This is a genomic window from Megasphaera sp., from assembly GCF_047831605.1.
GTDB lineage: Bacteria > Bacillota > Negativicutes > Veillonellales > Megasphaeraceae > Megasphaera > Megasphaera intestinihominis.
The window spans coordinates 1,739,292-1,755,060 of record NZ_CP181255.1; the positions used below are offsets into that span (position 1 = coordinate 1,739,292).

A 15,769-nucleotide genomic window follows, 5' to 3' on the forward strand; every position below is an offset into this window, starting at 1 on the left:
AAGAAAAATTTCCGAGTGATTTCGTCTGTAGGGGCTTGCACGTGGCAAGCCCGCTCCGGAATATGAGTGATTTTCCGGATTGGGAGAACGTAAAAAGGGCTTATCGCACGGCGACAAGCCCTTTTTTTTTCTTCCCTTTTATGGTACAATGACTTGATAGTAATTATATGCTCATAATGGCACCTTAGGCGCCATTGCCTTTTGGCCATTTAGAATAAACTACTCGAATAGTATTAGGAGGCACCAGAATTGGAGAAACTTGTTATTCATGGTGGAAAGCCCTTACAGGGTACGGTTCGCGTCAGCGGGGCTAAAAATGCCGTGCTGCCTATCATTGTCGCATCTATGCTGGGAACGACGCAGAGTACTTTGACAGAAATCCCGAAATTAGCCGACGTACATACCGTCTGTGACGTCATCGCGTCCCTCGGCGTTCATATAGAACATCCTGAAAGAGATACACTGGTCATCGATGCCCATGAGCTGACATCGACAACGGCTCCGTATGATTTAGTGCGCCGTATGCGTGCATCTTTTTTGGTTATGGGACCTTTACTGGCCCGCAAGGGGAGGGCCCAGATTTCCCTGCCCGGCGGCTGCTCCATCGGTGCCCGTCCTATCGACCTGCACCTCAAGGCTTTTGAAGCCATGGGAGCCGTCATCAACCTGGAAAACGGAGACATCGAAGCGACGGCACCGAATGGCCTCAAAGGGGCTCAGATCTATCTCGATTTCCCCAGCGTCGGCGCTACGGAAAATATCCTCATGGCTGCATCCATGGCCGACGGTAAGACGGTCCTGGAAAATGCCGCAGAAGAACCGGAAATCGTCGATTTGGCAACGTACCTCAACAGTATGGGCGCCAACATCCGCGGTGCCGGCACCAACGTCATCCGCATCGAAGGCGTCAAGGAACTGCATGGCGCCAATCACGCCGTCATCCCCGACCGCATCGAAGCGGGTACTTTCATGGTCGGCGCGGCCATGACCCAGGGCAATGTCTTCGTAGAGAATGCCATTTCGGAACACTTGAAGCCCCTCATTTCCAAATTGAAAGAAGTCGGCGCCGAAGTCCAGGAAGAAATCGACGGCATCCGCGTCATCGGCCATGAACCGCTTCGCCCGGCCGATATCAAGACCCTGCCTTATCCCGGTTTCCCGACAGACATGCAGGCCCAGTTCATGGCCCTGACGACTATCTGCCAGGGGACGAGTGTCGTCACCGAAACGGTCTTTGAAAACCGCTTCATGCACGTCGACGAATTCAAGCGCATGGGTGCCAAGATCCGCATCGAAGGCCGCAGCGCCATCGTCGAAGGCGTCCCCAGGCTCAAAGGGGCCTCTGTCAATGCGACGGACCTGCGGGCCGGTGCTGCCTTAGTCCTGGCTGGCCTCGTCGCCGAAGGGAAAACGGAAGTCGGCTATTTATACCACATCGACCGCGGTTATGATAATCTCGTATTAAAATTACAAAGGCTAGGTGCAGACATTGTTCGCGTCAATATTGAGGAAGAAGAAAACTAAGAAAAGAGTACAGCCGAAACAGTCTCATTCGTTCTTTCTGGCCAACTGGTTCGGCAGCGATATCGCTATCGACCTGGGAACGGCCAATATCATCGTGTTCGTCAAGAACCGGGGCATTGTCGTCAATGAACCGGCCGTCATCGCCGTCGATACGATGGAAAATAAAGTCGTCGCCATCGGCCGCGAAGCCCAGGCCATGCTGGGGCGGACGCCGCGTAACATCCACGCCTACCATCCGCTGCGCAACGGCGTCATCGCCGACTACGACGCGACGGAATACATGCTGCGCTACTTCATCCGCAAGGCCATCGGCAAGGCACTGATCTTTAAACCCCGCGTCGTCATCTGCGTCCCGTCGAGCGTCACCAACGTCGAACGGCGGGCCGTCATCGAAGCGGCCATGCAGGCCGGTGCCCGCAAGACGACGGTCATGGAAGAACCGCTGGCTGCCGCTATCGGCGCCGGTCTGGACATTGCCACGTCTAATGGTTCCATGGTCGTCGACATGGGTGGCGGGACGACGGACGTCGCCGTCCTCAGCCTGAGCGGCGTCGTCATCAGCGAATCCCTGCGCATTGGCAGCAACACTTTTGACGAAGCGATTATCCGCTATTTGGAAAAGATCAAGCACGTCGCCATCGGTCAGCACACAGCAGAAGAGCTGAAGATACTCATCGGCACGGCCATGGGCGACGGCCGGCGCATGACAGCCGATGTCCGCGGCCGCAGCACGGAAACGGGCCTGCCGACGTCGGTCGATATCGACTCGCAGGAAATCCGCCAGGCCCTGGACGAACCGATTCAGACCGTCCTCAAGACGATCGTTTCCATCCTGGAAAAGACACCGCCCGAACTGGCTGCGGACATTGCCGACCATGGCATTGTCCTTACCGGCGGCGGCCTGCTCCTGGATAGTTTCGACCGCCTCATTTCCCAGACGACAGGCATGGCCGCCTATCTCTGCGATGAACCTTTGTTGTGCGTCGCCAACGGAGCCGGTAAGGCTTTGCGGGAAATGGACCGCTTAAAAGATAGTTTTGATGATTTATAGAGTGCTCCGCAGCAGGCGGAGCTGAGAAGGAGGGAGCCGTCATGAAAAAGTTTCGCAGACTCGCCGTATTAGCTGGGTTAGCAGGTCTGATGGCTATGCCGGCCGCAGCTGCTGACGTATCGTACACGACGGTATTGAGCGGCAGCGTCGTCAGCGTAGCCCCTGTCGGTGCAGCCGTCAAAGAGGGAGATGTCCTGCTTACGGTGAATTCCCTGGCCGGTCCGATGCCGGCTGCCCGTTCTGACAAGGATGGCGTCGTCAAGACCGTCCTCGTTCAGCCGGGATCACAAGTGCAGCAAGGCGCCGTTGTCGTCGTGGTGGAAACGAAATGAGATATACCATGATGAAGAAAGTCTCCGCCTTGCGGCGTACGTTGGGCCGGGTCTGTCTGACCGCGGCCCTTTCCTGTATCCTGGCTCTTTCGGCACAGGCACAGGAGTTCATGAATGTCAGTGAAGTCCAGCCGGGGATGACGGGCTATGCCAAGACCGTCGTCCACGGTACGACTATTGATACCTTCCCCGTCGAAATCTTAGGGGTCATGAAGAACAGCGGCCCGTCAGGGGACTTGGTCCTGGCCAAGTTTTCCGGGCCCCTCATTGAAGAAACGGGTGGCATCGCTCAGGGCATGAGCGGCAGCCCGGTCTATATCAATGGCAAACTGCTCGGTGCCGTCGCTTACGGCTGGTCCTTTACCAATTCCCGCGTCGGCATGATTACGCCTATCAACGATATGATCAAGCTCTGGAATGTGCCGACGAGAGAAGAAATCCGGCCTTTCAACGCCCGCGAATCATCGCTCATCCCCATTGCGACGCCGCTCATGACGTCGGGCTTCGACAGCGTGTCGACAGCGTGGATGCAGAGCAAACTGCCGGGCTATAACTTCATGCCTGTCGATACGGCTTCGGCCAGCAGCGACAGCACGGCCCTGCCCCTGGAACCGGGCAGCAGCGTCGCCGCAGCCTTCGTCAACGGCGATATGAAGATGGGTGCCATCGGGACGGTCACTTACGTCGACAACGACCAGATCGTCGCCTTTGGCCATCCCTTCCTGAAAAAGGGCAGCATCAATTATTTCATGCACAATGCCTACATCTTTACAGTCGTCAATAACCTGTCCAGTTCCTTTAAGCTGGGCTCTATCGGTGCCGAAGTGGGCAAAATCACTCAGGACCGCGGCGCCGGCATCGGCGGCCAGTATGGCTATCTGGCACCGGGCATTCCCGTCGTCATCAAGGCCAGGGATACGGACACCGACACGGCCATGACCAAGCGCGTCAAGATCATCGAAGACAATGAACTGACTCCGGTCCTGGCGGCTACGACGGTGTACAATACGGTCAATAAGACCATCGACCGCACGGGCGGCGGCACGGCGACCTTGTCGTATACCATCCGCTCTTCCAATGGCCGTGATAAAGATATTACCCGGCACAATATGTATTATTCCGAAGATAACATCAATGAAAAGAGTATCGACGAGCTCTACAATGTACTGGATATCTTGAAACACAATGAGTTCATCGACTATCCTATCCTGGACATCAACATGTCCGTCGATATCACGCAGGCCTGCAAGTCGGCGACCATCGTCGATGCGTCGGCAGCGCCTGTCATTGTCAGCCCAGACGATACGGTCTATTTCAAGGTCAAGCTCCACCCGTACCGCGGTGTCGATGAAGTGAAGACCATGAGCTTCACCGTCCCCAAGAACCAGCCTCTCGGCGATATGGTCCTGGAAGTGCGCGGCGGCGGCGTCATTCCTCTGCCGTACCTCATCGAAAAACAGCGCTACAACCTGACTGACGAAATCGTCCAGCGCCTGCGCCATTATAAGGATTTCAATGAACTGAAGAAGGAAATCGAAAAAGAAGATGCCAACAATGACTTGGTCATCGAAATCCTCAGCCAGGGCGTCAGCATGATCAACGAAAGCGGCACGAAAGTGAAGAAGGAAAAGATCCGCGGCAAAGAACCGGGGACCAGCGCCAAGGATGTCATCAAACCGGGCAAGCACAACATCGGCGATGAAAATCCGAACGACGCCAAATCTTCCATTCCGACACCGTATATCGTCAAAGGCGACGGCCAGATCACCATCAAAGTCGTCACGCCGGAAAAACGCGACGCTTATTTGGCCAAGAACCACAACATCAACGAAGCGAAAGCCGTCATCGGTGAAGAAACCGACGGGTCCTCGCAGGATGATGAATTGGTCAAAGCCGATAAGAGCAGCGATGACAACAAGGATACAACCAAGAAAGATGACAAGGGAAGCGACAAGAAACCCGATAAAGGCCAGGATAAGAAATCGGCTGAACCGATCCGCACCGTCGATCTGGATATGTTCCACTAGCCGTTCGTAGGGGACGCCCAAAGGGCGTCCCGCAGGCCGTAGGCCGCATGTCGCAGTCAGCAGCTAGCCACTAGCCACTAACCACGAGCCACGAGCCACTAGCCACTAAACAGGCGCTGTCTTCATATGACAGCGCCTTTTCCCTTGCCATTTTTCGCATAAAATGCTATTATTTTAGCTGTAGAAAACTCAAATTGCAATTTTAGTTTTCCTTATTTTCTTTCTCACAATTTAGGCACAATTGAATACAGGTGTTTTACATCCATTTTTAACCTGATTCTGCAAGAAGTCTCCCGCCTCTTTAGGCGGTGAGATGAATTGCAGGTTTTTCTGAGGGCTCGATGCCATCAGAAAAACAATGGCTTCACAAGTTGATTTGCAGTATAATCAGTAGTAAGAGTGAAAGGATTTGGAAAGTCAAGGCAGGTGATGATAGTGAATAAGGCATGCCGTTACAGGCTCTACCCGACAACAGAACAGAAAATGATGTTTGCCAAGACCTTCGGCTGTGTCCGATTCATCTACAACAAGATGCTGAGTGACCGCATTGACTATTATAAGGAAACCGGCCAAAAGCTGAATAACACGCCTGCGCAGTACAAGGAAGAATTCCCTTGGTTAAAGGAAGTCGATAGTTTAGCCCTTGCCAATGCCCAAATGAACCTGAATAAGGCCTACAGCCACTTTTGGAATGACAGCAAGCATTTCGGCAAGCCGCGCTTCAAGTCAAAGAAAAATTGTCGTGCTTCGTATTCTACGAACAACCAGAAAGGCTCTGTCCGAATCGAGGGCCATAAGGTGAAACTGCCGAAAGTCGGCTGGGTGAAACTATGCCAGCATCGTCCCTTGCCGGAGAACAGTATCATAAAGACCGTAACCATCAGCAAGACGCCATCCGGAAAGTACTATATCAGTATGCTAGTGGAGTATGAAAACCAAATACTCCCTGTCATACCGAAGACCTTCCTGGGCCTGGATTTTGCGATGCACGGCTTGTATGTGGCTTCCGATGAGGATGAGGCTAAGTATCCCGATTTCCTGCGAAAGGCAGAGAAGAGATTGGCTAAGGCACAGCGGAAGCTATCCAAAAAGCAGAAAGGAAGTCACAACAGAGAAAAACAAAGGCTTCGCGTAGCTATTCTCCATGAGAGAGTGTCCAATCAACGGCGGGACTTCCTGCATAAGAAGGCTCGCTACCTTGCAGACCGCTATGATGCCATTGGCATTGAGGATATTAGCGTCAAAGCGATGGCCAAGCGGAAAAAGGGTGGCAAGTTCAGTTTTGGCAAATCCGTAACTGACAATGGCTGGAATATGTTCACGAACATGCTGGAGTATAAACTGGCTTGGCAAGGCAAACAGCTTATCAAGATAGACAAGTGGTATCCCAGCAGCCAGCTGTGCCATGTTTGCGGATATCAGAACCACGAAACCAAGGACTTATCTGTAAGGGAATGGGATTGCCCGAAATGTGGCAGTCACCATAACCGCGATAAGAACGCGGCCATCAATATCCGAGAAGAAGCCAGGCGGATATCTGCCTGACGTAATCCATAAAATACCGTGGGGCGCACGGGAATCTACGCCTGTGGAGAGAGTGTAAGCCGCCGCAACTCTTTGGAGTCAGTAGCGCTGTTCTCGTTGAAGCAGGAAGCTCCCGCCTCTCTAGGCGGGAGTACGTTCACTGATGGTATAGTAAAGTAGTATGATACTTAAAGAAAGGACGGTCTTTCATGCAGGAAATTTTGGAAGGCATCGGCAGCTTTACGCTCCGTGTCTTTGAACAAGTCGGCGTCATTGCCATCCTCTTTGGCCAGACCCTGCGTCAGCTGCCAAAGATACAACGCCGCCTGACCCTTGCCCAGATGGCTCATCTCGGCGTTAATTCCCTGCCTATCGTCAGCCTGACCCTGCTCTTTGCCGGCATGGTCATGACCTTGCAGATCGTCGATATTCTCTTGCGCTATGGCGCCCAGTCGACGCTGGGCGGCGTCATGTCCGTCGCCATGGGCCGTGAATTAGGCCCTATTTTAACTGGCGTCGTCATGGCAGGCCGCGTCGGTGCAGCCATGACGGCTGAAATCGGGACCATGAAGGTCACGGAACAGATCGATGCCCTGCGCTGTATGGCCGTCAATCCCATTGCCTATCTCGTCGTACCGCGCTTTGTAGCCTGCGTCGTCATGGTGCCTATCCTGGCCTTTTACGGCTATGTCATCGGTACGGCCGGCGGCTACGGCGTGGCCACATTGGGCGCCGGGCTCACGCATTTCACCTATGTGAATTCCATCGAACTCTTTACGGAAGTCAGCGACGTCGTCTACGGCCTCATCAAGGCCATGTTCTTCGGCGGTATCATCGCCCTCGTCGCCTGCAATGAAGGCATGCATGCCCAGAGCGGGGCCGAAGGCGTCGGCCAGGCTACGACGAAGTCCGTCGTCACGTCGATTATTTTCATCTTTATCTGCAATTATATCTTATCGGTTCTATTGTATTGAGGAGTGCTATGATCCGTCTTCGCAATGTGACCGTCGCCTATGGCGACCGGGTCATACTAGACAACATCAATTTAGATATCCATCAGGGTGAAACCCTGGCCATCCTCGGTGCCAGCGGTTCAGGCAAGAGTACCATCCTGCGCCTGATCATCGGCCTGCAGAAGCCGACGAAAGGGCAGGTCTTCTTTCACGATGAAGACATTACTACCTTTGATGAGGAACAGCTGACGGCTGTGCGCCGTCATATGGGCATGGTCTTCCAGTATTCGGCCCTCTTCGATTCCATGACTGTCGGCGAAAACGTCGCCTTTGGCCTGCGCCAGCATACGAAAGACGATGAAGCGACGATCCAGCGCATCGTTGAGGAGAAACTCCACCTTGTCGGCCTGGAAGGCATCGAGGACATGATGCCCAACGATTTATCAGGCGGCATGAAGAAGCGCGTCAGCCTGGCCAGGGCTATCGCCTTGGATCCACAGGTCATCCTCTATGACGAACCGACAGCCGGCTTAGACCCGCTGCGCTGTATGGATATTAACCGCTTGGTCGTCAGTATGCAGAAGCAGATTCATGCGACATCAGTCATCGTCACCCACGATATGGATTCGGCCTTCTATGTCGCTGACCGCCTGGCTTATTTACAAGACGGGCGCTTCCGGCTCATTGCCGATAAGAAGACCTTTGCCCATACAGATGATGAGGAAGTGCAGCGCTTTATCCACGGCGGGCGTCTTCCAGAAGAAAGAGGGGATAGCCTATGAAGTGGAGTGCAGAAGCGAAAGTCGGTCTGGTCACCATCGTCGGCGTCCTCGTCTTTACCTTTGTCGTCCTGACCCTGGCCCACGCCGAAATCTTCGGCAAGCCGGGCTTCGTCATCCATACGGAATTTAAAGATGCCAATGGCCTGCAAAAGGGCAATTCCGTCCGCTATGTCGGTGTCCACGTCGGCAAAGTCGAAAGCGTGAAACCGTCCCGCGACGGCGTCGATGTGGCTATGAAGCTGGAAAAGGGGACGGAAATCCCGCGTGATTCCAAAGTGACGATTACGACGGACGGCCTGCTCGGCGAAAAAATCGTGGCCATTACACCGGGGAATGACAAGAATCATCTTCTCGCTGATGGAGATTACATCGATGGCACACAGAGCAAGAACATGGATGACATGATGGATAGTGCCGGCAAGCTCATGGGCAGTGCCGACGATATGGTCAAGAATATCAACGCCATCATCGGCGATGAAAAGACCCAGTCCGCAATGCGCGGTTCCATTCAGAATATTGATGCCATTACGGGCAAGACGAGCCAGATGATGGACGCCAATGCCGGCAATATCCAGCAGATTACAGCCAATATGGCAGCCATGACGGCCCAGATGAACGCGTCCATGCAGAATCTCGACGGCGACGGCGCAGCTTCGGCTAATGTCCGGGCGACGGCGGCTAACATGAAGCAGATTACGGACCGCTTCGAGACCATTGCTCAGTCGATGGAAAAGATGACGACGGATCCGCAGACCCAGGCCAATATTCAGACGACGTTGAATAATACGGCCCAGATTACAACAAAAGTGAATAAGATACTCGGCGGCACTTCGGATATCAAAGTCCAAGGCGAAGCCGGACTCTTATATAATACGACGAAGAATGAGACCAGCGGCACTGTAAATTTTAAGGTGTACCGTGGCGATGCGTTTGGCCTCGTCGGGGCAGAGAACATCGGTAACGGTACGAACCTCAATTTGCAGTACGGCCGCCGGGGCCGCCTGTTCGACACGCGGGCTGGTCTGATCAACGGTGACCTTGGGGCCGGCTTCGATTTCTTCCAGGACGGGCCGTTCCGCTTGTCTCTGGAAGGCTATGATCCCGATGACTGGCGCTTCCGTTTGAAAGCTCAGTACCGCTTGGCGCCGAATCTCTATCTCTTCAGCCAGTTCACGCGGCCTATGAGTCGCAGTGACGGTGGCAATTATTATGGTATTAACTACGCTTTTTAGCAGATTCTATAGAAATAACGGGGGTACCCATGATGAACAACAAACTGTACAAGAAATTGGTCATCGCCATGATGATTACGACCATAAGCACAGTCGCCGCTGCTTCGGCAGCGGATACGACGGCTTCTGTCCGTCCTGTCGACTTAGCGCAGGCCGACGCGATCCAGTCCCGGGCCAAAGCGGAACAGCAGGAAATCCAGGCTGAAAAAGCTCAGCAGCGGAAGGCGGCGAAAGCCGAAGCCAAGGCCAAAAAAGCTGCCGACGCTGTCCATCCTGTCGACATTACGCCGGAACTGCGTGAAGAACTGGCTCAGAAAATTGCTGACGATTCAGCGAAGTCCGCTGAAAAAGCCGCTGCGAAACGGGCGAAGACACAGGAAATCGATCCGGTCATCGTCATCGGCCGCGTACCGACCAATGGCACTGTCGATTTGAATCTGCCTAAGACCGTCCAGATGGCCCTCGACTATAACCGGGATATCAAGAACTCCCAGTACGCCCTGAAAAAGGCAGAATATGCCATTAATCAGGCCCAGGCCGGCAAAAAGCCGACTGTCGATTATAACTTTGGCGCCCAGCGCAGCCGGGCTACGGATGCTGCTACCTATAGCCGTGCTGCCAGCCTGATGGGGAGCGCCAATAGTATCAGCAATGCTTTTTCTAATGGCATTTCCGTCAACATTCCGCTGTATACCGGCGGGCTCGTTGAAGGTAAAATTGACGTCGCTAAATTAGGCAAGACCAATGCCCAGGAAGAAATCCTGCGCGTCGAACAGGCGACGAAATATTCGGCCATCGAAGGCTACTATGGCCTCCTGGCTTATCAGGAACTGCAAGGCGTTTACCACGAAGCCGTCGACAACCTCCAGGGACACTTGGATAACGTCCAGGCTCAGTACAACGTCGGCACCAAGGCCAAGGTCGACGTCCTCTCGTCCGCTGTCTCCCTGGCCAACGCCAAGACGACGGCCATTACGGCAGACAACAACGTTGCCATTGCTGAATCGAACTTGAACAACATCCTCGGCCTGCCTTTGGAAACGAAGCTCAACTTGGCCGACCATCAGCTGCCCTTCGATACGTACAACATTTCCCTCCAGGAAGCGACGGACTATGCCATGAAATATCGGCCGGAAGTCCTCCAGGCAGCCATTGCCGTCCAGGAAGCGGAACGCAACATCGACATCGCCAATGCCGGCAATAGGCCGACTGTCGCCATTACAGGCGGTAATGATTGGGCTGACAACACCTTCCCAGGCATTGATGCTAATAAGAGAAGTTGGAAAGTAGCTGCTGGCGTCACCTACAGCTTATATGACGGCGGCGCGACGAAGGCTAAAGTCAACCAGGCCAAACAGGACCTCCTCGTCGCCCGTGAAACGGAACAGAAGACCCGCGAAGCCGTCCAGCTGGAAGTCAAGCAGGCCTACCTCAACATCCGCAGTGCCGCCCAGAAGGTCGAAGAAACGCAGACCGTCGTCGACCAGGCCCGTGAAAACTATCGTATCCAGAATATCCGTTACCAGGCCGGCGTCGGCATCAACCTGGACGTCCTCGATGCCCAGTTGAGCCTCAACAAAGCCCAGGTCAACCACATCCAGGCCCTGTACGACTACAACGTCGGCATTGCCAAACTGGAACAGGTCATGGGCGTCGATGTCGAATCGGGTGTCATCCATCCGTCTTTGACGGCGACGACATATCGGGGATAAACAGGGCTTAAAGAGATGATGACAGGTTTTTAACAATTTACAAGGGAAATATCCTATTTGTCATCTATTTCTTGATTTTCCTCAACTCCATAGGTAAAATAAAGAGAGAATTGTAACGTGCAATTCTCTCTTTTTTTGTATGCGGAGCTCGATTATGAAGAAAAAATGGATGGCTGCCTGTGGCGTCACGGCCTTTTTCCTGTCAGCAGGGATTGCCCTGTGGATGGAAAAACCGGCTCTGACCCAGATGGCTGGCCAGGCGATTACGACAACTGCAAACAGTAAATTGAACGGGACCTTGTCGTTTTCTTCACTGGATATATCCCTGAACGGCCAGCTGGTCATGGCCAAGCCAGTCATTAAAGATGCACAAGGGCGGGTCGTCATCGAAGGCGATGCCGTCCGGGTTTATGTCAACCCCGGCAAGATCATGACGGCTCTAAGGCAGGGCGAAATCCTGCAGGCCCTGGATACGGCCGATGTCGACGACCCCGTCCTGCATCTTTGGCAGAATGAAGACGATGGCACGTGGAATGTGGCGTCGCTCATCAAGAAGAATCAGAGTACGACCGATGCCGGTTTCCGCGGGGCCATCAATGTTCACAACGGGACTATCGACGCCCAATTACCGGACAGCACGGTCGTCACCGGAGAAAATGTCAACGGCAGCGTGGCCTTTGCCGACTATCCGTCGCTGGCCATCGATGCGTCCATGACCGTCGATGGGCAAAAGGTGACGGCTCACGGAAGGTATGCCTCGAACCGCCAGTATGATTTCACCGTCAGCGCCGACGCCGTCAACGGGACTTATGCGTCGTCATTCATCCCGTCGTCGGCCGATGTCGTCATCCGCAGCGGGACCGTCGAAAACGTCAAAGTACGCGTCGCGGACAGCCACAACGGCTTTTTCCTGTCCGGCCAGGCCGACGTATCTGACGGCTACGTCACCGTCCAGGGCCTCGAGGTAGACGGCCTGAAAGGCCATGCGGCCCTGACGAGCAAAGATATTACCTTATCGGACGTCGAAGGCCGTGTCAACGGCCAGGACTTCCGCGTCGGCGGGACTATTGTAACCAACGGCGACACGCCGGTATTCAACCTGAACGTCGACGTTCAGGGAGCCGACGTGACGGCCTTTGCCGATTATCTGCCCGTTGCTATCAGCGGGACAGCCGGTTTCAAAGGGACGGTCTGGGGGACGGCACAGGACGTGAATGCCCGCGGTACAGCGTCTCTGCACGATATGACTTATAACGGCTATACCGTCGATAAAGCCCAGGCAGATTTGATTTACAGTCAGAACCGGCTCGATATCGATTCACTGACGGCCCAGGCCTATGGCGCTTCCCTGAGCGGGAAGGGCGTCTATGACATCCAGAGCGGTGCCTATGAAGCCGATGCCGACGTAGACGGACTGGACCTCTCGGCCGTGCCCGGCGTGCCTGTGGCCGTCATGGGGAGTCTGTCGGCGTCGCTCCACGCAGCCGGCAACAGTAAGGATAACTCGATTATGGCGACAGGCCACGTGACGGCAGGGGACCTGTCTTATAATGGCCTGACTGTCGACTCGGCAGCCGGCGATGTGGCCTATGACGGTCGCGTCATGACCTTGCGCAGCGGTCATGCTGACCTGGCAGGAGGAAGTATCGACGTCAGCGGTTCTTATGAAGTGGACAGCCAGACGCCGCACCTGTCCTTTACCGGCCATGACCTGCCCCTCGACGCCGCTTCGCCTTTCGTGTCCCTTCCCATGGATGGGACGGCCGATTTGTCCGGCCACATCGACGGGCAGCAGTGGGATGTGGCCTTTAATGCCCGCAGCGGCCAGATCAAGGGCGTCCCCTTCGACAGCATCGACGGGACGGCCCGGGGACAGGGCAGCCGCATCGAAATCCCGGCCCTCTACTGGCGCCGCGGTGATGGGACCCACACCCTGCACGGCCAGGCGGACCTGGATGCCCGGACGATACAGGCATCGCTGACGACGGCGCATATGCGCATCGAACAGCTCCTGCCGGCTATCGGCAAGGCAGACCTGCCGCTCACTGGCTGGGCCGATAATACGATTACCCTCAGCGGCAGCCTGGATAATCCGACGGCTTCCGGCTCGTTCCGCCTGACCAGCGGATCCTATGCAGGCTACCTCTATAAGAATGTCAGCGCCGATTACCGCCTGGATAATGGGACAGTCTATCTCTCGAATGGCGATATTTCTTCTTACACGGCATCCCTGGCCCTGTCCGGTTCCATCGGCGATACGCTCAATCTCGATTTGATCGGGAAGAACGTCGATATTTCCCACCTGGTACCGCAGAACAAGACGCCGCGCAGCGGATCTTTCGACGTCCAGGCCCATATCGGCGGCAGCCTGGACAATCCGACGGCAGCCGGTTCACTGACGGCGGCCAATCTGGTCATCAACCACATGGCCCTGAACAATATCCACGGCGATTTTGCCTATTATGACAATATGCTGCGCCTGACGGACCTCCATTTCGCCCAGCTCGGCGGGACGTATGACGGCAATTTATTGTATAATACGAAATCGTCTCTCCTGCGGGGCCAGGCGACGGTCGTCAACGGCGACATTGCCGGTCTGCTCAAGGTCGCGGCCCTGCCAGTACAGGATATTGCCGGCAAGCTGAATGGCCAGGTCGACATCAGCGGCACAGGTGACAACCCGACGGTCTCCATGAAGGGGACCATCAGTGACACTTCTTTCGGCGGCCAGGCCGTCGAACCGGCTGACATCGACGTCCAGATGGAAAATGGCGTCGTCACCATCAACAAGATGGCCCTGAACATCGGCAGCGGCGTCCTGGCTGCCCAGGGGACGTATGCCCTGCACGGTCCGGTGAAATTGTCCGTCGCTGCCAAGCAGTTCCCGGCCAAGGCCCTGACCGACGTTCTGGGACATAAAGACTTCGTCGTCGATGCGCCTATCGACTTTGCCGCTGACCTGAGCGGTACAGGCGATGACCTCCAGGCCGACGTATCGGCCCAGCTGGGAAGCGGCACGGCCAACGGCATTTCCTTTACGGGCGCTTATGCCCTGTTCAACATCCGCAACGGCCTGATTACTTTGCAGCAGGCCAGCGGCAGCCGCGACCCCTATAAGGTCAGCGCACACGGTACCATTCCCGTCAGCGCCTTGTCTGGCGGCAAGACCGGCGAATCCATGGACCTTTCGCTGCAGCTCGATAACGCCGGCCTCGATGTCCTGACTTTCCTGACGCCTTACGTCACCGAAGCCGACGGTCCCATCCAGGGGGCCGTCAAAATCGGCGGAACCCTGGATGCACCGACGGTCAACGGCGATATTGCCGTCAAGAACGGCACCATCAAGTTCAAGGACACGGCTTATCCCCTGGCCAACATCAATGCTGACCTGGCCTTCAAAGGCCGTTCGGCCGTCCTCAGCGGCAGCGGTACTATGGATAAGAAAGGGAAGAAGAATCCCGGCAGCATCAGCCTTGACGGCAAAGCCGCCTGGAGTGGCCGCAGCTTAGATTCGTATTCCCTGGCGGCTGATTTTTCCGGCCTCTATCTGAACTGCCCCTATTACGACGGTCCCATCACGGGCTATGTCAACGTCACGCCTGGCGACGGGCGGCCTAAAGTGAGCGGCCTCATGCAGGTCGACAATACGACTGTCGACATTCCCCTGGCTCTGGCCAGCAGCAGTGAAGGGCCCGATTTGGACCTGGATTTCACCCTGACCCTGGGCAACAAGGTCCGTCTGTACAATCCGGCTCTGTACGACTTGATGGTCAATGGGTCGGTCACCTTCCAGGGCAACCTCAATCATCCCCATCCGTCGGGCCGCTTTGAAGCGACGCGGGGAACCGTCCATTATTTGGACACCAATTTCCGCGTGACCAAGGCTAAGGCCGATTTCTCACGGTATGATTCCTTCCTGCCCTATGTCGACGCTGAAGGCTTCAGCCGCGTCGGCCAGTACAATGTCATGCTGACCCTGCGCGGCCAGGCGGACAACATGGACCTCATGCTCCGCTCCGACCCGCCCCTGACGAAGCAGCAGATCGTATCGCTCATTACCCTGCGCAACAGCGGCGGCCGCCCCCAGAGCTCCCTCAGCGAGGAAGATATGGACAGCCTCCTCGGATCGGGCATCCGCATGACCCTGAACAGCCTGGGCCTTACACAGAGCCTGGAAAAGGCCTTGTCCCTGGATATGCTCACCGTCACCAACGGCTCGCTGAACCTCAATGATAAGAATACCGATGTGGGCCGCAACTATTACAACATTGAAATGGGGAAATACCTGTTCAACGACTTCATGGCCACGGCGGCCTTCGGCATCAACCACGGCGACGACCGCTTCGGCTTCATGTATGACCTGGGCAGCAAGTTCAGCGTCAACGCCTGGACGTCCGACGACGACAGTTTCATCGGCGGTGTCTATAAGTATTCGTTTTGATTCCGTATATGGGGTCATGCCGTTGCATCCGGGGATTGATGGCAGGACGCCATACATACAGGAATAACGGGAAGGAAACATGTCCTGAAGCGGGCTTGCCACGTGCAAGCCCCTACAGATGGGACACAGGCCCATCCCTGTATATGTGTGGATACGCCATTGCCTTTGTAGGGGCGCCCGTCCCTATATAT

The 15,769-nt window shown here is 55.2% G+C and carries 10 protein-coding genes; all 10 read left to right on the forward strand.

The genetic code is table 11. The features are described 5' to 3' along the window. Window positions 1–249: 249 nt before the first annotated feature. Window positions 250–1,524, forward strand: coding sequence for a UDP-N-acetylglucosamine 1-carboxyvinyltransferase (gene murA, locus ACFWUB_RS08315; protein ID WP_416183803.1), 1,275 nt, complete (start codon window positions 250–252; stop codon window positions 1,522–1,524). Continuing rightward, window positions 1,505–2,575, forward strand: a complete 1,071-nt coding sequence (locus ACFWUB_RS08320; protein ID WP_020309664.1) for a rod shape-determining protein — start codon at window positions 1,505–1,507, stop codon at window positions 2,573–2,575. Before murA ends, ACFWUB_RS08320 begins: the two co-directional genes overlap by 20 nt. A gap of 41 nt (window positions 2,576–2,616) precedes the next feature. Next, window positions 2,617–2,907, forward strand: a complete 291-nt coding sequence (locus tag ACFWUB_RS08325; protein WP_020309663.1) for a hypothetical protein — start codon at window positions 2,617–2,619, stop codon at window positions 2,905–2,907. Between the two features lie 11 nt (window positions 2,908–2,918). Further along, the gene (locus tag ACFWUB_RS08330) at window positions 2,919–4,934 is read left to right on the forward strand and encodes a SpoIVB peptidase S55 domain-containing protein (RefSeq protein WP_416184396.1); all 2,016 of its coding nucleotides are present in this window, start codon (window positions 2,919–2,921) and stop codon (window positions 4,932–4,934) included. A gap of 483 nt (window positions 4,935–5,417) precedes the next feature. Continuing rightward, window positions 5,418–6,479, forward strand: coding sequence for an RNA-guided endonuclease TnpB family protein (locus tag ACFWUB_RS08335; protein WP_416183804.1), 1,062 nt, complete (start codon window positions 5,418–5,420; stop codon window positions 6,477–6,479). Between the two features lie 188 nt (window positions 6,480–6,667). Further along, window positions 6,668–7,432, forward strand: coding sequence for an MlaE family ABC transporter permease (locus ACFWUB_RS08340; protein ID WP_292107609.1), 765 nt, complete (start codon window positions 6,668–6,670; stop codon window positions 7,430–7,432). Window positions 7,433–7,440: 8 nt separating this feature from the next. Further along, a complete protein-coding gene (locus ACFWUB_RS08345; RefSeq protein ID WP_020309660.1) occupies window positions 7,441–8,193 on the forward strand; it encodes an ABC transporter ATP-binding protein in 753 nt (250 codons plus the stop codon). Beyond that, window positions 8,190–9,425 (forward strand): MlaD family protein, encoded by a 1,236-nt coding sequence (locus ACFWUB_RS08350; protein ID WP_416183805.1) that lies wholly within the window; start codon window positions 8,190–8,192, stop codon window positions 9,423–9,425. Before ACFWUB_RS08345 ends, ACFWUB_RS08350 begins: the two co-directional genes overlap by 4 nt. A 29-nt stretch (window positions 9,426–9,454) precedes the next feature. Continuing rightward, the gene (locus tag ACFWUB_RS08355; protein ID WP_416183806.1) at window positions 9,455–11,137 is read left to right on the forward strand and encodes a TolC family protein; all 1,683 of its coding nucleotides are present in this window, start codon (window positions 9,455–9,457) and stop codon (window positions 11,135–11,137) included. 154 nt (window positions 11,138–11,291) lie between these two features. Next, a complete protein-coding gene (locus tag ACFWUB_RS08360; RefSeq protein WP_416183807.1) occupies window positions 11,292–15,578 on the forward strand; it encodes a translocation/assembly module TamB domain-containing protein in 4,287 nt (1,428 codons plus the stop codon). The last annotated feature ends 191 nt before the right edge of the window (window positions 15,579–15,769 follow it).